Source organism: Streptomyces sp. WM6386 (assembly GCF_000972385.1).
GTDB lineage: Bacteria > Actinomycetota > Actinomycetes > Streptomycetales > Streptomycetaceae > Streptomyces.
Genome location: NZ_JXTE01000044.1, coordinates 15,803 through 33,715, shown reverse-complemented (window position 1 = coordinate 33,715; position 17,913 = coordinate 15,803). Strand labels below are relative to the sequence as shown.

Below are 17,913 nucleotides of genomic sequence, written 5' to 3'. Positions count from 1 at the left end.
TGCGGGCATACCGGGGCATCTGTGGAGCTCAGGGGGCGTTCCTCGGCGCCGTGCTCGCGCGTTCCGTCATCCGGGGCGGCAACAGCGTGGCCTCGGGCACCGTCTTGTGGTCGAGCTTCTTCATCAGCAGCTCCACGGCCCGGGTGCCGACCTCGGCGGAGGGCAGGGCGACCGAGGTGACGGGGACGCGGAGGTTCCCGGCGAGTTCGTCGGGGCAGATGGCGGTGACGGAGAGATCGGCGGGGACGCGCAGGCCGAGCTGCTCGAAGGCGTCGATGAGAGGTTCGAGGATCGCCTCGTTGTGGACGACGACCCCGGTCAGCGCGGGCTGCTCGCGCAGCAGTTGCTCGGCGACCTCGCGGGCGGCGGCGGGCGAGGCCTCGCACGGGTGGACCGAGGAGGCGAGCCGGCCCCGGTCCGCGGCGGCGGTGAAACCCTGGACCACACGCTGGGCGAACGCGGTCTGGCGGACGTACACCTCGGGCGGCGACCCGACCAGCGCGACCACCCGGTGCCCCAGCCGCGCCAGATGCTCCACGCACGCCTCGCCGGCCGCCTTGAAGTCGAGGTCGATACAGGTCAGACCGTCCGCCTCGGCCGGGAACCCGATCATCACCGACGGCCGCTCCAGCGAGCGCAGCAACGGCAGCCGGGGGTCGTCGAGTTGGACGTCCATGACGATCATCGCGTCCACCAGTGCCGTGTCGGCGACCCGGCGCAGCCCGTCCTCGCCCTCCTCCTGCGTCAGCAGCAGCACGTCATGGTCGTAGCGCCGTGCCGTCGTCACCACCGACACCGCGAACTGCATCACCACCGGGACGTGGATCCCGGTGCGTAAGGGCACCACCAGCGCCAGTACGTTCGATCTGCTGCTGGCCAGCGCCCGGGCGCCCGCGTGCGGCCGGTAGCCCAGCTCGCGGATGGACGCCTCGACACGCTGCCGGGTCTCCTCGGAGATCGGGCGCTTGCCGCTGAGCGCGTACGACACGGTGCTGGGGGAGACACCGGCGTGCCGGGCCACATCAGTGATCTTCACCATCAGCCCAGCTCCACCGTGAGAAACCCGGTCCCGGCCTGCGCCCGCACGACCCGCTCCCCGGCCGCCAGCGCCCACGGCGCCGAAGGGTCGCCGCACGAGGCCCGCAGCGTGTCCCCTTCGCGTACGACGGTGTAGGCCACGTCCCCGACCCGTACCGTCACCTGGGCGCCCCGCTCCAGGCCGTAGGCCCGCAGCGTCACCCCGTCGGCGTGGTCGTAGTCGGGCCGGTCGGCCACCGCGCCGACCGGGATCACCGCACCGGGCCGCACGAGCAGCGGCACGCTGAGGAAGTCGTGCTGCTCGCGGACCCAGCGTGGGCCGGTGACCGTCTGCCCGCTGACGAAGTGGGTCCACGTGCCTTCGGGAACGTAGTACGAGACCTCGTCGGAGTCGCTGAACACCGGCGCCACCAGCAGATCGGTCCCGAGCATGTACTGCCGCTCCAGATGCGCGCACCCCGGGTCGTCCGGGAACTCCAGCACCATCGCCCGCATGACCGGCACGCCCTCGGTGTGGGCGGTGCGGGCGGCCTCGTACAGATAGGGCATGAGCCGGAGCTTGAGCCGGGTGAAGTGCCGCAGTACGTCGACCGATTCCTCGTCGAAGAGCCACGGGACGCGATACGACGAGCTGCCGTGCAGCCGGCTGTGGGAGGACAGCAGTCCGAAGGCCAGCCACCGCTTGAACAGCGACGGCGTCGGGGTGCCCTCGAAGCCGCCGATGTCATGGCTCCAGAACCCGAAGCCGGAGAGCCCCAGCGAGAGTCCGCCGCGCAGTGACTCCGCCATCGACTCGTACGTCGCCTCGCAGTCGCCGCCCCAGTGGACGGGGAACTTCTGGCTGCCGGCCGTCGCCGACCGGGCGAAGACGACCGCCTCCTCCTCGCCCCGTTGCCTCCGCAGCACGTCGAAGACGGTGCGGTTGTAGAGGTAGGTGTAGTAGTTGTGCATCCGCTCCGGGTCCGAGCCGTCCGACCAGGCCACGTCGAGGGGCACGCGCTCGCCGAAGTCGGTCTTGAAGCAGTCGACGCCCTGCGCGAGCAGCCCCTCCAGCTTGGACGCGTACCACTCGCGCGCCGCCGGGCTGGTGAAGTCCACGAACGCCATCCCCGGCTGCCAGTGGTCCCACTGCCAGACCCTGCCGTCCGGCCGCTTCAGCAGATGCCCGAGCGCCTTGCCCTCCGCGAAGAGAGGGGAGCGCTGGGCGATGTACGGGTTGATCCAGACACAGACCCGCAGCCCGCGCTCCTTGAGCCGCTTGAGCATGCCCTCGGGGTCCGGGAACACCCGTGGGTCCCACTCGAAGTCGCACCAGTTGTGCTCGCGCATCCAGAAGCAGTCGAAGTGGAAGACGGAGAGCGGGAGTTCGCGCTCCCGCATGCCCTCGATGAAGGAGGTCACCGTCTCCTCGTCGTAGGAGGTGGTGAAGGAGGTCGAGAGCCACAGGCCGAAGGACCAGGCGGGCGGGAGGGCCGGGCGGCCGGTGAGGGCCGTGTACTTGCGGAGGATGTCCTTCGGCGTGGGGCCGTAGATGACGTAGTACGTCAACTCCTGTGTCTCCGCGCTGAACTGGACCCTGGAGACCGCCTCCGAGGCGACCTCGAAGGAGACCTTGCCCGGGTGGTCGACGAAGACGCCGTAACCCGCGTCCGTCAGATAGAACGGGACGTTCTTGTAGGCCTGTTCGGTGGTCGTGCCGCCGTCGGCGTTCCAGATGTCGACGACCTGGCCGTTCTTGACCAGCGGGCCGAATCTTTCGCCGAGGCCGTAGACGCTGGTGCCGACCGTGAGGTTGAGCTGCTCACGCAGATAGTGGCCGCCGGCCGCGTCCCGCATGATGCCCATGCTCTTGTGGCCGCTGCTGGTCAGGACACGGCCGTGGGCGCGGAAGTCGAGGTGCCAGGGGCCCTCGGTGGCGAAGCGGACCGAGAGGTCGCCCGAGGTCAGGGTCGCGTGGTCGTCGTCGTAGGCGATCTGGGCGGCGGGGTTGTCCGTGCTGAGTTCGAACTCGGGGCCTCTGGGCTGCTCGCCCTCGAAGTGGGTGAACGTCACGCCCACGACGTCCGGCATCGGCGTGTGGGCGTTGATCGTCATGACCGGTCCCGTCATCAGGTCGCCGCGGCTGCGGATGGGCCGGGAGGGTGCGTGGATCTCCAGGCCGGACTCGGTGGGGGTGACATCGAGGACCTGGGCGGGGTGGTCCGCCGTGACGCCCTCGCGCAGCAGCCAGTAACCGTCGGTGAACTTCATGTGGGGGTCCTTATTTGACGGCACCCACGGCGATGCCGCGGGTGAGGGTCCGCTGGAACAGAAGGAAGAAGACGATGGCCGGGAGGACACCCAGGAGCGCTGCCGCGTTGGTCATCGTGGCGTCCATGAGGCGCTGGCCCTGGAGGACGCCGAGGGCCACCGACACCGTCTGGTTGTCGTTGGAGATCAGCATCACCAGGGGGAGCAGGAACTCGTTCCAGGTCCAGATGAAGAAGAACACCAGCAGCACGCCGATGGTGGGGCGGCTCACCGGGACGACGATCCGCCACAGGATCTGCCATTTGTCGGCGCCGTCGATCTTCGCGGCCTCGATGATCTCGCGGGGGAACTGGCCCAGGACGGAGGAGAGGAGATAGGTGCCGAACGCCGCCTGGATCACCGTGAACACGATGATCACGCTGAGCCTGGTGTCGTAGAGCCCGGCTTCCTTGCTCAGGTAGTAGATCGGGTAGACCAGCGCCTCCTGCGGCAGCATGTTCGCCAGGACGAAGAAGGCCAGCACCCAGGTGCGGCCCTTGATGCGGCCGATGCCGATCGCGTACGCGTTGAGGACGGACAGGATCACCGCGAAGATCGCGACTCCGCCGCTGATCAGCAGGGAGTTGAAGAGCTTCTGGCTGTAGTCGACGCGCTCCCAGAAGTCCTTCAGACCGTCCAGGTAGAGGCCGTCGGGGAGGCTCAGGGGGCCGTTCTGGGAGTACTCGGCGGGGGACTTGACCGCGTTGATCGCGACGATCAGGAAGGGCACGACCATGAAGAGGGCCGCGACGCACAGGGCGACGAGGACGGGGTAACGGCGTAGCGCGGTGCTCATGCTTTCCCCTCCGCGCGGGTCTGGAGCTTCAGGCCGATCAGGGACAGGACCAGGATGATCACCGTGAGAACGGTGGAGATGGCGGCGCCGTAGCCGACCTGCGTCTTCTCGAAGAACGTGGTGAAGGAGAAGTAGGACGGGACGTTCGTAGCGCCACCCGGGCCGCCCTTCGTCAGGACGTACACCGCGCCGAAGACCTTCAGCGCGGCGATCGTGCACCAGGTCAGGACGACGTAGATCTCCGGGCGGATCTGCGGCAGCGTGATGTGCCAGAACCGGCGCCACCAGCCGGCGCCGTCCAGCTCGGCCGCCTCGTACAGCTGCGGGTCCACGCGTTGCAGGCCCGCCATGAAGATGACGAGCGGGAAGCCGAGCTGGACCCAGACCATCACGCCCATGACGCTGTAGAGCGCGATGTCGGGGTCGCCGAGCCAGTCCTGCTGCCAGCTCGACAGCCCTATGGTCTTGAGCAGTTCGTTGAGGGAGCCGTCCGTGGGAGCCAGGATCCAGCTCCAGACGATGCCCGCGACCGCGATCGGCAGGACCTGGGGGAGGTAGAAACAGGCGCGCAGTACCGCGACGATCCTCGACCCGAAGTGCTTGCCGATGTAGTCGAACAGCGCGGCGGCCAGGACCAGTCCGACCGCCGTCGGTACGGCCGCCATGGCGAGGACCATGAACAGGCTGTGCCGGAACGACTCCCAGAACTCCGAATCGTCCATCAGTTCGCGGTAGTTGGCGAGGCCGGTCCAGCTGGGGGAGCCCACGCCCTGCCAGTCGGTGAAGCTGACGCCGGTGTTCATCAGGAACGGGACGACGATGACGGCGAGGAAGGCGAGGACACCGGGCAGGAGGAAGAGGGCGTAGGAGTCGCGGGGGCGGCGAGGGTGACCGGCGTGGGTCTCTTTGCCGGTCACCCTCTTCTCGACGGTCACCGTCATTGCTTCGGCGCGCCCTTGTCGTACGCCTCCTGGAGGGCGTCCAGATAGCCGTCCGGCTTCTCGCTGCTCGTGATCAGCTTCTGGGTCTCGGAGACGAGGACGTCGTAGTAGCCGGGGACCGGCCAGTCGGGATAGAAGGCCAGGCCGTCACGTTCGGAGAGGACGTTGAAGTTGTCGATGAGGGCCTTCGACTTCGCGTCGGTGATGGCGCTCGCGTCGGCCGCGACCGGGACACCGCCCTTGTTGCCGAGCAGGTTCTGGATCTTCTTCGACATGGTGATGTCGATGAAGTCGTAGGCCAGCTTCTTGTTCTTGGCGCCCTTGGGGACGACCCAGAGGTTGCCGCCGGAGCCGAGGGTGAGGTTCGAGTCGGGCCACAGGAAGGTGCCCCAGTCGAACTTCGCCTCGTCGACGAAGCGGCCGTACCACCAGCTGCCGGAGAACAGGATCGGCGACTTGCCCTGGATGAAGGAGACGCCCGCGTCCTCGGCCTTGGCGCTGCTGGTGGTCTTGGCGATGTAGCCCTTCTTCACCCAGTCCGCGAAGGTGTCGGCGGCGTAGCTCCAGGCGGTGTCGTGGAAGTCGGTCTTGCCCTTGTAGAGCTCGTACGAGTCGACCCAGGAGCGGTCGGCCTTCGACAGGGCGAGCTGGTAGAGGTACTGCTGGGCGATGTACTCGGCGCCGGCGTTGGCGAGTGGGGTGACCTTGTTCTGGACGAACTTGTCCATCGCGGCGGTCAGTTCGTCGAACGTCTTCGGTTCGGCGATGCCGTACTTCGCGAAGAGGTCCTTGTTGTAGAAGACCATCGTGTACTCGGCGTAGTTGGGGACGCCGTACCACTTGCCGGAGCCCATCACGCCGTTGGTGTCGTACACGCTGGTGGTGCGGACGCTCGCGCTGAGTTTCTTGTCCCAGCCGCGGGTGGTCGCCTCTTGGGTGAGATCGGTGAGGAGCCCCTGCTTGGACAGGAGGCCCGCCGTCGCGTTGCCCTTGTTGTACTCCATGACGTCGGGTGCGTCGGAGGAGTTGAGGACCATCGGGGCGGTCTTCTGGATCTGTTCGAAGCCCTTCGCCTCGAACTCCACCTTCACGCCCGGGTGCTTGGCCTTGAACTCCTTGATCGCCTCGTCCCAGGCCTGCCCCATCGCGCTGTTGGGTGCCTCGTAATGCCACAGTTTGAGCGTCTTGCCGTCCTCGGAGGACCCACTGTCCGAGTCTCCGCAGGAGGCCAGGAGCAGTGACCCGGTCAGGGCCACCGCCGTCGCCATCACACGCCTTCGTGCCGTCAACATCCCGTGCCTCCAGGGAAGTCGGAGCCGGATGGTGCTGGGGGGCGTCACGCAACGGTTCGTCGAATCGATTCGATGCGTGACGTCGAAGCGCTTCGACGGGCGAAGGTATGTGCGGGCTGTGAGGGCGTCAATGGGGTGCGCGCGAATTGGGGGGCGGGTTCGACGGGTCGATCAAGCGGCTGTCGGCGTTGTGGCGGAGTGTTTCGCCCCCGCCGCCCCTACCCGTCCCGTCCCTGGGGGCTGCCGCCCCCAGACCCCCGCTTCGGCCCTGAAGGGGCCTCGTCCTCAAACGTCGGACGGGCTGAGATGCCTGGAGCGGGGGTCGAAGGGGCGGCAGCCCCTTGGGGATGGGAACGGGTAAGGGTGGCGGGGGCGAAACACCACGACGTGATCACCAGCGCCACCGCGGCCGCAGCCACCGGTACCCCGAATCCCGCCGTCGCCGACACGTGTTCGGCCGTCCAGCCGCCGATCGCACTGCCCCCGGCGATCCCGCCGAGGAGGCCGGTCACCGCGAGGGTCATGCCCTCGTTGAGGCGGCCCTCGGGGGTGCGTTCCTGGACGAGTGTCAGACCCGTGACCATCGTCGGCGCCGTCGCCATCCCGGCGATCAGCAGCGCGGCCGCGAGGACGAGCAGGGATCCGGTCAGGGACGCGGCGAGCAGCGGCAGGGTCATCAGCGCGGTCATCGCGGCCACGCACCACGGGTAGCGGTGCTCGGCCGGACCGGACGGTTTCCACGCGCCGTACAGCAGGCCGGCCGCGCAGGAACCGGCCGCCTGGAGAGCCAGGACGACACCGGCCGCCGAGGGGTGTCCCTGGACGTCCGCGAACGCGAGGGTGACGACCTCCATGGACCCGAACACCGCGCCCATGGCGAGGCAGATGACGAGGAGCGCAGGGATGCCGGGGGCGCGGAGCGGGGCCTTGGCCCTCTGGAGCGCCCCGGACACCGGCGGTTCCGTCGACCGCTGTGCCGCGAACACCAGGATCCCGGTCACCAGCAGGGCCACCCCGACGAGCGTCCCCGCCTCCGGGAAGAGCGAACTGCACAGCAGTACGGCCAGCACCGGGCCCAGCATGAAGCACAGTTCGTCCGCGGCCTGTTCGAAGGAGTTCGCGGTGTGCAGGGCCTTGTCGTCGCCCCTGAGCAGATGGTTCCAGCGGGCCCGGGACATGCCGCCGGTGTTGGGGGTGGTGGCGGTGGCGGCGTACGCGGCGAACAACGTCCAGTCGGGGGCGCCCCGGTGGACGCACAGCACCAGGGCGAGCGAGCCCAGCGCCGCGAGCAGCGTTGCCGGTACGGCGATCCGGGCCTGCCCGTACCGGTCGACGAGCCGTGCCGTCCAGGGCGCGACCAGCGCGGTCGCCGCCAGGCCGGTCGCGGTGACGGCGCCGGCGAGGGCGTACGAGTCACGCGCGGCGACGATCATGATGACCGCGCTCACGCTGAACATGCCCATGGGCAGGCGGGCGAGGAGGTTTCCGACGGTGAAGGCGCGGGTGCCGGGGTGGGTGAAGAGACGGCGGTAGGGGCCGGGTTCCCGGTGGCGGGTCCGGGGGGTGAAGTCGACGGCGACGAGCGTGTCCGCGGTCGTGGTGAACAGGGGTTGCGGCATGCGTCCACCGTCGCCCGGGAGTGATCAAGGAGTCCAACACCTGATCGGTGGGCATTCACGCCTCCCGGTTGTGAATCCGCGGGAATTCCTGGAGCCGATCCACGCACCTCCGTTGTAGCTTCGCCGGATGCCCGCCCCGCCCCACCTCGACCCCCGCCTCCTGCGCGCTTTCCTCGCCGTCGCCGAGGAACTGCACTTCACCCGTGCCGCGGCCCGGCTCTACGTCGCCCAGCAGGCGCTCAGCCGGGACGTACGGCGGCTGGAGCGGGAGCTGGGCGCCGAGCTGTTCGTACGGACCACCCGGCAGGTGATGCTGACGGCCGACGGGGAGCGGCTGGTGCCGCACGCCCGCCGGGTCCTGGACGCGCAGGACGCGCTGCTCGCCGCCTTCGGACCGGTCCGGCCACTGCTGGTCGACATCAACTCACCGGGCCTGGGCACCGGCAGCCGGGTGCTGCACCGGGCCCGCGAACTCGCCCCCGACATCGAGCTGATGGCCCGCTACGAGAGTGGGCTGACCGGTGCGGCGGCCGAGGTGCTCGCGGGCCGCCTCGACGCCTCCTTCGGCCGGTACGCGGGGCTGGCGCCGGGGCTGCGGGCGGGCCTCGACCACCAGATCGTCCGGTTCGAGCCCATGGCGGTCGTGCTGCCCGAGGACCACCGGCTGGCGGCGTCGGCGCAGGTGCCGCTGGCGGAGCTGGCGGGGGAGGACGTGTACGCGGGGGCCGGAAATCCTCGTACGCCGGAATGGACGGATCTCGCGCGTCGGCTGTTCGACGGACGGGGGATCGAGGTCGCCTCGCCCGCGCCGCTCGCGGTCGGCCACGAGGAGTTCCGGCGTGTCATGGCCAGAACACGTAATCCGGTCCTCGCGGTAGTGGACTTTCCAGCCATGCCGAACGCCGTGCTGCGCCCGCTCGTCGATCCGGTGCCACTGTCACCGGTGTCACTGGTGTGGCGCAAGGGGCTGGTGCACCCCGGAATCGACGCTCTGCGTCGGGCGGCGGCCGAGCTCTCGGCGGCCGAGGGATGGCTTCACCGGCCCGCCGGGGCATGGATTCCGGCCATCGACATGAAGATCATCAATGTCCACAACTGACACATGCCAAACACATCGGCCGCCGGTGCGCTACATTCGTGGCCTGAGCACGCTGTGGTAAAGGGGGCGCTCGGGCCGGGTGGGGGCTCGGTTCGATCGACGAGTGCTCGGCGTCGTATGCGCACCCAGAACTGTCCCGTGGGGGGATGTGCGTGCGCGAGAGCAATTGGCGAGAAGACGCCCAACCGGAATGGCCCTCGGTGGCCGCCGGGACCAGGGGGTTCCCCGCGCCGGGGGACGGCACCCAGGCTTTTCCGGAGACAAGAGGAGCGGATGTCCTCGCGTCGGCGGACCAGACCGAGGTGCTGCCCAGGGTGAGCCCCGAGGGGGCGGCCCTCGCCGACCCCTGGAGCAACACCCACGACCCGCACGAGGTGACCGTCCAGCTGGACGCCGTCGCCCTGCGGGCCGACAACCGCATCGTCGGCCAGGCCGGCGGCGACATCGCGGAGGGCTCCGACGGCCCGGTCTTCGTCGACGAGTCGGGCCGCAGAAGCCGCAGATACCGCCGTATCGGCATCTTCGTCGGACTTGCCTGCGCGATCTACGCCGTGGTCATCGTCACGACCCTGCTGTCGGGTAACTCCAACGCCCCGTGGCTGCCCGTGCCGGGCCAGGGCGAGGGCCAGGAGGCCGGCCAGGTCGAGAACTCCCCGCTGCCCGGGGAGACGGTCCTGCCCACCGACGGGGGCAGTCTCTCGCCCGGTGTCTCACCGTCCCCGAGCGACGCCACGACGGCGTCGCCGAGCGCCGGCGCCACCGCGCCCGGCGCCACCGCGACCGTCCAGGACCCGGGCACCACGGCGGACCCGGAGCCGACGGCGACGAAGACCACCTCGGGCACCGGCAGCAACCCCACCCCGGACCCCGACCCGACCGACCCGGCGACGAGCAGTCCGCCCGAGCCGACGCCCACCGAGGAGCCCACGCCCGACCCGACGGAGACGCAGGGCGGCGACATCGGGGGCACCGGCACCGACACGGTGGCCGGCAGCGCGAACGAATCCGCGCCCCTCAGCTCCACGACACCGCCCCCGGAGAGCACCGTCTGATGGCAACCCGTTCCCGCCGTCCCGGGGCCGCGTCCCGAGCCCGCGACGGCTCTCGGCGCCGCCTGCCCATGCGCCTGCTGCTGCCCTGCCTGATCCTCGTCGCCATGATGGCGATGCTGATGCTGCGCGGCTACGTCCACAGCGAGATCCTCGCCGACCACCGCATCCAGGCCCCCGCCGCCTCCGACAAGGTCCCGGAGGAGATCCTCGAGGGCGGGCCGGTCATCGACACCCGCAGCGGCCGCACCCAGAGCCTGAGCCTCAGGGACCACCGCCTCGTCCTCACGTTCGACGACGGCCCGGACCCGGAATGGACCCCGAAGGTCCTGGACGTGCTGAAGGAGCACCACGCCCACGCGGTCTTCTTCGTCACCGGCACCATGGCCTCGCGCTATCCGGACCTGGTGCGGCGCATGGTCGAAGAGGGCCATGAGGTCGGCCTGCACACCTTCAACCACCCCGACCTGTCCTACCAGTCGAAGAAGCGGGTCGACTGGGAGCTGTCCCAGAACCAGCTCGCGATCACCGGCGCCGCCGGCATCCGCACCTCGCTCTTCCGCCCGCCGTACTCCTCCTTCGCCGACGCCATGGACAACAAGTCCTGGCCGGTCACCGAGTACATCGGCACCCGCGGCTACATCACCATCGTCAACAACACCGACAGCGAGGACTGGCGCAAGCCCGGCGTCGAGGAGATCATCCGCAAGGCCACGCCCAAGGGCGGCAAGGGCGCGATCGTCCTGATGCACGACTCCGGCGGCGACCGCCACCAGACCGTGCAGGCGCTCGACCGGCTGCTGCCCCAGCTGAAGGCCGACGGCTACGAGTTCGACAGCCTCACCGAGGCGCTCGGCGCACCCAGCGCGCACACCCAGGTCACCGGAGCCGAGCTGTGGAAGGGCAAGGCGTGGGTCTTCCTGGTCGGCGCCTCCGACAACATCACCGCCGTACTGGTGGTCGCCCTCGCGATCATCGGCTTCCTCGTCATCAGCCGCTTCGTCCTGATGCTCCTCCTGTCCGGCGTCCACGCCCGCCGGGTGCGGCGCCGCGGCTTCCGCTGGGGGAACCCGGTCTTCGAACCGGTGTCGGTGCTGGTGCCGGCGTACAACGAGGCCAAGTGCATCGAGAACACCGTCCGTTCCCTGATGGCGAGCGAACACCCCATCGAGGTCATCGTCATCGACGACGGCTCCAGTGACGGCACCGCGCGGATCGTGGAGGCGATGGGCCTGCCGAACGTGCGGGTGGTCCGCCAGCTGAACGCGGGCAAGCCCGCCGCGCTCAACCGCGGTATGGCCAACGCCCGTTACGACATCATCGTGATGATGGACGGCGACACCGTCTTCGAGCCGTCCACCGTCCGCGAACTGGTCCAGCCCTTCGGCGACCCGCGCGTCGGAGCCGTGGCCGGCAACGCCAAGGTCGGCAACCGGGACTCCCTCATCGGCGCCTGGCAGCACATCGAGTACGTGATGGGCTTCAACCTGGACCGCCGTATGTACGACATCCTGCGCTGCATGCCGACCATCCCGGGCGCCGTCGGAGCCTTCCGGAGGTCGGCTCTGGAGCGGGTCGGCGGCATGAGCGACGACACGCTCGCCGAGGACACCGACATCACCATGGCGATGCACCGCGACGGCTGGCGGGTCGTCTACGCCGAGAAGGCACGGGCCTGGACCGAGGCGCCGGAGACCGTCCAGCAGTTGTGGTCGCAGCGCTACCGCTGGTCGTACGGCACCATGCAGGCGATCTGGAAGCACCGCAGGGCACTGGTGGAACGGGGACCGTCGGGCCGCTTCGGCCGGGTCGGCCTGCCGCTGGTCTCGCTCTTCATGGTCCTGGCGCCGCTGCTGGCCCCGCTGATCGACGTGTTCCTGATCTACGGCCTGGTCTTCGGCCCCACCCAGAAGACGGTCGTGGCCTGGCTGGGCGTCCTGGCGATCCAGCTGGTCTGCGCGGCCTACGCCTTCCGCCTCGACCGCGAACGCATGACCCACCTCATCTCGCTGCCGCTCCAGCAGATCCTGTACCGCCAGCTCATGTACGTCGTCCTCCTCCAGTCCTGGATCACCGCCCTGACCGGCGGCCGGCTGCGCTGGCAGAAGCTGCGGCGCACCGGTGTCGTCGAGGCACCCGGCGGCGCGGTACCGCGTCAGCGGACGGCCGGCGGAAGCGATCGGAGGCCGGTGGGATGACCCAGGGAGCCAGTGGGATGACCCACGGACACACACAGTCGTACGACGTACCTGCCACGCCCGCGCCGACGGTGCCCGCACCCGCCGCGGCCGCACCGAAGAAGCCGGGCCGCGACCGCTACCTGGATCTGCTGCGCTCGATCGCCCTGGTCCGCGTGGTCGCCTACCACCTGTTCGGCTGGGCCTGGCTGACGGTCCTGTTCCCCTCCATGGGCGTGATGTTCGCGCTCGCGGGCTCACTGATGGCGCGCTCGCTGAAGCGTCCGGCGTGGGGGGTGATCCGGGGCCGGATCAGGAGGCTCCTCCCGCCGCTGTGGGCGTTCAGCGCGGTGGTGCTGGTGCTGCTGTTCGCGGGCGGCTGGAACCTGTCGAAGGATCCGGACCACGGCGGGGCCTGGGGCCTGGTCGAGATGGTCAACTACGTCATCCCGCTCGGCGCCCCGCCCTTCCCGTGGAGCATCGGCTCCGAGTCCGGGCTGCTGGAGAACACCTGGGCCGTACAGGCGGCGGGACCGCTCTGGTATCTGCGGGCCTACCTCTGGTTCGTCGTCGCCTCCCCCCTCCTGCTGTGGGCGTTCCGCCGGGCGCCGTGGCCGACACTGCTCGCCCCGCTGGGGCTGACGGCCGTGGTGGGTACGGGACTTGTCTCCATCCCGGGCGAAACCGGCAACGCGGTCACCGACTTCGCCGTCTACGGCGGCTGCTGGGTCATGGGCTTCGCCCATCACGAGGGTCTGCTGGCCAAGGTCCCGCGCTATCTCGCGGTCTCCTGCTCGGTGCTGCTGATGGCGTTCGGCCTGTGGTGGGCATCGGGCCATCTGGGCCCCGACGGCTGGGACCTCAACGACATCCCGCTGGCCCAGGCGACCTGGTCCTTCGGTTTCGTGGTGATCCTGCTCCAGTACTCCCCGTCCTGGCAGGAGCTGCCCGGCCGGCTGGCGAAGTGGGACAAGCTGGTCACGCTCTCCAACAACCGCGCGGTCACGATCTACCTCTGGCACAACATGCTGATCATGGCCACGGTCCCGATCCTCGACCGGCTCTACGAGCTGCCGTTCATGCAGAGCGACGGTGCGGTGTCCGCGCTGGACTCGACGTACATGATCTGGATGTTCTTCCTGGTCTGGCCGCTGATCGCGCTGGCGATCCTCGGTGTGGGCTGGATCGAGGACCTCGCGGCCAAGCGGAAGCCGCGGTTGTGGCCGAACGGGGCGAAGAAGAAGCGGGCACGGGCGGGACACCGGGCCTGACCGGGCGCGCGCTGCCTCACCCTTCCTCGTTTCCTCACCCTTCCTCGTTTCCTCGCCGGTCCGAGGGGCTCAGCGGCGCTTGAGCCACACCGTCGCTCCGACCAGCAGGGCGATCGTGGCGGTGGCGAAGATCGCGAAGGCGATGGTGGTGCCGGTGTCCATGGTGCTGAACATGAGGGTCTCCTTCAGGGCTTGCGGTAGCTGAGCAGATCACCCGGCTGGCATTGCAGGACTTCGCAGATGCGGGTGAGGGTGGTGAAGCGGATCGCCTTGGCGCGGCCGTTCTTGAGAACGGAGAGGTTGACGTTGGTGACGCCCACGCGCTGGGCGAGTTCGGTGACGGTCATGCCGCGATCACTGAGAAGCCTGTCGAGGTGGACCTCGATGTGGTGGTCCTCGTGATCGTTGTCGTTGCCGGCCATCAGACGACTCCTTCGAGGTCCTCGCGCATGGCCGTGCCCGCGCGGGTGATACGGGCGAAGGTCAGCAGGCCGAGGCCGGTCAGCACGGCGAGGTAGGGGAAGTCCCACATCTGCAACCAGGAGCCGGCCGAGAAGTTCGCGTCCTTGGACAGTTCCGCGAGCACGGCCGCCTGAGTGTTCGCCTTGACGAGTTCGACGACCAGGCTTCCGGCGAGCAGCCACCAGCCGAGCAGACGGAGCCGGGATGCCGTCAGGGTCGTGTGGATGCCGTCGCGTCCCGCTCCCTGGAGGAGTCGGTGCAACAGGAACAGGCTGCTGATCAGCAGCAGGGTCGAGACCGCTGTGCCCAGTTCGTCCAGGAGGCGCAGGGCGGCGTCGGGGTTCTCGGCGCAGTAGTAGGGGACCGAGGCGATCTGCGCCCCGGGCTCTGCGGCGAAGCTGCCGGGGGCGACCGAGCTGGTGGTGGACTCGTCGGTGATGCAGACGCTGGCACTTCCCCAACTGCCGCGGATCACCGAGAGGATGAGCCCCGCCGTCGCGAGGCCGACCAGGAGGCGCAGCGCTATGGACACCACCGTGGCCATGGGCTCGAGCATCTTGCGGTCCTCGGTCGCTTCAGTCATGGCTCCCCCGCCTGTTTATCGTTTATCGATGTTATCGAGAAACGATAAGTGTGAGGGAGGCGTGAAGCAAGCCCTATCCGTTTTGGGTTACTTGTCGAGTGTGCTGACGTCCAGCACCTTGGCGGGCGGCCGTACGTCCATGGGCTTGTCGAAGCCGCTGTACGTGGTGGTGGTGTGGAAGTCGGTGCCCTTGTACACAACCTTCAGGATGTACGGCTTGCCCTCGGTGGCCACGTAGAAGGTGTACTTGCCGGTCCTCACCGACTTGTCGGTCACGATCAACGCGAGTGCCGCGGTGCCGTCGACCTCGGTCGGCTCGCCCTTCTTCGTCGTCCCGAAGGAGGTGAAGTCCCGGGGGCAGACGGACAGCCCGTCACCCCGCTGAGCCGCACTCGTGGGAGTCTTGATCCAGGTGTCCTGGGCCCCGCCCATGGGCTTGTCCGACCACCACTCGATGTACGCGCGGTTCGGGCGGACGTAGTCCGTCTCGCCGATCCGGATCTGTTCGAGGGCGGCGCCGTTCCAGTTCCAGGTGGTCCTCGAGGTGCACCTGCTCTTGAGGTCGGTCGTCAGACGGCCGGTGAAACCCTCGCCCTTGGCGTTGGTGGTCTTCCCTTCGACCGTCACGGACGTCAGCTCGCTCATCGTCTTGTTGGCGCCGTCGAGGATCTCCTGCGCGGAGCGCTCCGTCGCGCCACCGCCCTCGCCTTCCGCGCACCCGGCCACCACCAGGCACGCCAGCACAGCCGTCAGCACGGTCGCTCTTGTTCGCACAGTCCCCCCACAGATCACAAGTGACCCAGAGGTTACCGGGCCGGACGGGCATGCCAAGGTCCTGTAAACCCAAGGGGACAGCGGTTTCCGAGGGGCGTACGGGCGTGCGAGACTGCGTCGGTTGCGGAAGTGAACGGGGTGGCCCGAAGGGCCCGGTGGGGAGCGGACGGCTATGAGCAAGCGGCAAGTGCGGAAGATGCTCCAGTTGATGGCGAGCGGGGAGCCCGTCGAGCTCACCAGCGCCATGGCCTCCGTGAAGAAACTCGGTCGACTCGCCTTCATCGCCCAGCAGTTCGGGTACGAGTACGCCGACGTACGGCAGAGCTCCGGTCGCAACGGCGCCCTCATCATGCTGCTCGTCCCGGACCCCAGCCCGCAGGCCCGTACCCGTGCCGCCCAGAACTGGGCCCAGTACCCGAACGCGAGCGACGGGGTCTCCGTGCCGCCGCTCGTGCCGGACGCCTTCGAGCTGCTCAAGGCCCGCATCAACTTCGACCTCACCGGCAAGAACGCCGAGAAGCGCATGGGGTACGGCGCCCTCGGCGTCACCATCGGATGCGTGATCCTCGCGTTCCGGCTCGGCGGGGGCCCCGGCGACTTCGTCGCGGCGGCCGTCACCTGGGTCGTCTTCATGGCGATCTTCGGGATCGGCCTCCTCGTCACCCGCAAGCGCAACGCCAAGTTCGCGGCCCGGCTGCACGCCGCCGGCTTCATGCCCGTCAGCGACGAGAGCGGACGGGTGCGGTATCTGCCGCCGGGGGCGCAGTTCCCCGGGCAGCAGGCCAACCCCTTCGCCCCCGGCCAGTACGCCGGTGGTCCGTACGGCAATGCTCCGGCCGCACCGCCCGCCCCGGGGTACGGCCAGCAGCCGTACTACCCCCAGCAGCAGCCGCAGGCGTACCCGCAGCAGCAGCCGCAGCCCTACGGCGCCCAGCCGCCCGGCGGTTACGGCTACCCGGGCGCGGGCGCTCCGCAGCCGGGCCAGCCCTACGGCGGTCAGCCGCAGCCGGGTCAGCCGTACGGCGCCCAGCCGCAGCCCGGCCCGGGCCAGCCGCAGCCTCAGGCGCCGCAGCCGGCCGGGGACTTCTCCCCGTTCTGGTTCGCGGTGCCGGTGGCGCGCCCCCTCTTCGCGGAGGACGGCTCGCAGTCGCCGATCGCCGAACTGGCCCCGGGTACCTGGTACCTGGCCGTCGAGCAGCGCGGCGCCAACCTGGTCGCGCAGACGCAGGACGGCCGTCGTGGCGTCCTGCAGGACACCTCGGGCATCCAGCGCGGCTGATCCCGAAGCGACATCAACGCACGGCCCCTCGCCCTTCCGGGCGGGGGGCCGTTGTCGTACAGTCACCTCCCCCGACCAGGGAACTGACACACCGTCAGGAGGCGGCTATGCGACTCGGTCTCGCACTCGGCTACTGGGGTCGCGGCCCCAATCCCGACCACGTACCGCTGGCGCGGGAGGCGGAGCGGCTCGGTTACGACTCCGTGTGGACGGCCGAGTCCTGGGGCTCGGATGTCTTCACCCCGCTGACCTGGATCGCCGCCCAGACCTCAAGGATCAAGCTGGGCACGGCGGTTGCCCAGATGGCGGCCCGCTCCCCGACCACGACGGCCATGCACGCGCTGACCCTGGACCACCTCTCGGGCGGCCGCATGATGCTGGGGCTCGGACTGTCCGGCCCGCAGGTCGTCGAGGGCTGGTACGGCCGCCCGTTCCCGAAGTCACCGCTGACCGCGACGCGCGAATACGTCGACGTCGTACGCCAAGTCCTCAGGCGCGAGGCCCCGGTCGAGGTCGAGGGCCGGTTCCACTCCCACCCCTACCGGGGTCCGGACGCCACAGGCCTGGGCAAACCCCTCAAGCCGATCACCCACCCCCTGCGCCCCGACCTCCCCGTCCTCCTCGGCGCCGAGGGCCCGAAGAACGTCGCCCAGACGACCCGTATCGCCGACGGCTGGCTCCCCCTCTACTGGTCCCCGACCCGCCCCGAGGTCTACGAGGCCGCCCTCTCCGACGCCCCCGACGGCTTCCTCATCGCCCCCATGGCCCAGGTCCGGGTCTGCGACGACGTACGCGAGGGGCTGCTCCCCGTGAAGACCATGCTCGGCTTCTACATCGGCGGCATGGGCCACGCGGCCCGCAACTTCCACGCCGACCTGATGGCACGCATGGGGTATGAGGAGGAGGCCCGCCGCGTCCAGCGCCTCTTCCTCGAAGGCCGCCGCGAGGAGGCGGTGTTGGCGGTCCCCGACGCCTTCGCCGACGAGATCTCCCTCGTCGGCCCCCGCGAACGCATCGCCGAGCGCCTGGAGTTGTGGCGCAAGGGCCCGGTGACGGATCTGCTGGCACTGTCACCGGACCGGGAGTCGCTGCGGGCGCTGGCCGACCTCAACTCCTAGACCCCACCCACCCTTTGGCAGAAGCGGGCATTCCGGTGTCGTGGCGGGTGCGGGCGGGGTATGTGTCTGGGGTGCATGCGGCAGGCGCTCTTGGGGGGCTGCGGGTCGCGCGGGGGTTCGGGGGCA

Annotated in this window: 15 protein-coding genes; 6 read left to right on the top strand and 9 right to left on the bottom strand. The window is 69.4% G+C overall.

All coding sequences use genetic code 11. From position 1 onward, the window contains the following. Positions 1–28: 28 nt before the first annotated feature. The 6 genes from TN53_RS25330 to TN53_RS25305 all read right to left on the bottom strand — a co-directional run bounded on the left by TN53_RS25330 (position 29) and on the right by TN53_RS25305 (position 7,975). Entirely contained in the window at positions 29–1,039 is a 1,011-nt protein-coding gene (locus TN53_RS25330) for a LacI family DNA-binding transcriptional regulator (protein WP_046260942.1), read from the bottom strand. Next, complete coding sequence (gene yicI / locus TN53_RS25325; RefSeq protein ID WP_046260941.1) at positions 1,039–3,288, bottom strand: alpha-xylosidase; 2,250 nt, start codon at positions 3,286–3,288, stop codon at positions 1,039–1,041. Before yicI ends, TN53_RS25330 begins: the two co-directional genes overlap by 1 nt. 10 nt (positions 3,289–3,298) lie before the next feature. Further along, a complete protein-coding gene (locus TN53_RS25320) occupies positions 3,299–4,123 on the bottom strand; it encodes a carbohydrate ABC transporter permease (protein WP_046260940.1) in 825 nt (274 codons plus the stop codon). Next, positions 4,120–5,064: a carbohydrate ABC transporter permease gene (locus TN53_RS25315; RefSeq protein ID WP_046260939.1), complete on the bottom strand. Its 945-nt coding sequence runs from the start codon at positions 5,062–5,064 to the stop codon at positions 4,120–4,122. Before TN53_RS25315 ends, TN53_RS25320 begins: the two co-directional genes overlap by 4 nt. Beyond that, positions 5,061–6,332 carry an ABC transporter substrate-binding protein gene (locus TN53_RS25310; RefSeq protein ID WP_046260938.1) on the bottom strand — a complete coding sequence of 424 codons (1,272 nt, stop codon included), beginning with the start codon at positions 6,330–6,332 and terminating at the stop codon, positions 5,061–5,063. Before TN53_RS25310 ends, TN53_RS25315 begins: the two co-directional genes overlap by 4 nt. Positions 6,333–6,574: 242 nt before the next feature. Next, positions 6,575–7,975, bottom strand: coding sequence for an MFS transporter (locus TN53_RS25305; protein WP_234441704.1), 1,401 nt, complete (start codon positions 7,973–7,975; stop codon positions 6,575–6,577). Positions 7,976–8,102: 127 nt separating this feature from the next. Between TN53_RS25305 and TN53_RS25300 the strand changes: the two genes are divergently transcribed. The 4 genes from TN53_RS25300 (at position 8,103) to TN53_RS25285 (ending at position 13,571) form a co-directional block, all read left to right on the top strand. Next, positions 8,103–9,074 carry a LysR family transcriptional regulator gene (locus TN53_RS25300; protein WP_046260937.1) on the top strand — a complete coding sequence of 324 codons (972 nt, stop codon included), beginning with the start codon at positions 8,103–8,105 and terminating at the stop codon, positions 9,072–9,074. Positions 9,075–9,388: 314 nt separating this feature from the next. Further along, positions 9,389–10,126 carry a hypothetical protein gene (locus TN53_RS25295; RefSeq protein ID WP_046260970.1) on the top strand — a complete coding sequence of 246 codons (738 nt, stop codon included), beginning with the start codon at positions 9,389–9,391 and terminating at the stop codon, positions 10,124–10,126. Next, the gene (locus tag TN53_RS25290) at positions 10,126–12,321 is read left to right on the top strand and encodes a glycosyltransferase (RefSeq protein WP_046260936.1); all 2,196 of its coding nucleotides are present in this window, start codon (positions 10,126–10,128) and stop codon (positions 12,319–12,321) included. Before TN53_RS25295 ends, TN53_RS25290 begins: the two co-directional genes overlap by 1 nt. Before the next feature lie 17 nt (positions 12,322–12,338). Further along, positions 12,339–13,571 carry an acyltransferase family protein gene (locus TN53_RS25285; protein ID WP_095046717.1) on the top strand — a complete coding sequence of 411 codons (1,233 nt, stop codon included), beginning with the start codon at positions 12,339–12,341 and terminating at the stop codon, positions 13,569–13,571. A gap of 185 nt (positions 13,572–13,756) precedes the next feature. Here the strand turns inward: TN53_RS25285 and TN53_RS25280 are convergent, their stop codons facing one another. The 3 genes from TN53_RS25280 to TN53_RS25270 all read right to left on the bottom strand — a co-directional run bounded on the left by TN53_RS25280 (position 13,757) and on the right by TN53_RS25270 (position 15,372). Then, complete coding sequence (locus TN53_RS25280) at positions 13,757–13,993, bottom strand: helix-turn-helix domain-containing protein (protein ID WP_046260934.1); 237 nt, start codon at positions 13,991–13,993, stop codon at positions 13,757–13,759. Next, positions 13,993–14,616, bottom strand: a complete 624-nt coding sequence (locus TN53_RS25275) for a hypothetical protein (RefSeq protein ID WP_046260933.1) — start codon at positions 14,614–14,616, stop codon at positions 13,993–13,995. The genes TN53_RS25280 and TN53_RS25275 overlap by 1 nt, the downstream gene beginning before the upstream one ends. 87 nt (positions 14,617–14,703) lie before the next feature. After that, a complete protein-coding gene (locus TN53_RS25270; protein WP_234441703.1) occupies positions 14,704–15,372 on the bottom strand; it encodes a hypothetical protein in 669 nt (222 codons plus the stop codon). Between the two features lie 190 nt (positions 15,373–15,562). Here TN53_RS25270 and TN53_RS25265 point away from each other — a divergent pair, with 190 nt between their 5' ends. Both TN53_RS25265 and TN53_RS25260 read left to right on the top strand, forming a co-directional pair. Continuing rightward, positions 15,563–16,669 carry a hypothetical protein gene (locus TN53_RS25265; protein WP_095046716.1) on the top strand — a complete coding sequence of 369 codons (1,107 nt, stop codon included), beginning with the start codon at positions 15,563–15,565 and terminating at the stop codon, positions 16,667–16,669. Between the two features lie 107 nt (positions 16,670–16,776). Further along, positions 16,777–17,787 (top strand): LLM class F420-dependent oxidoreductase, encoded by a 1,011-nt coding sequence (locus TN53_RS25260; protein WP_046260931.1) that lies wholly within the window; start codon positions 16,777–16,779, stop codon positions 17,785–17,787. Positions 17,788–17,913: the final 126 nt, after the last annotated feature.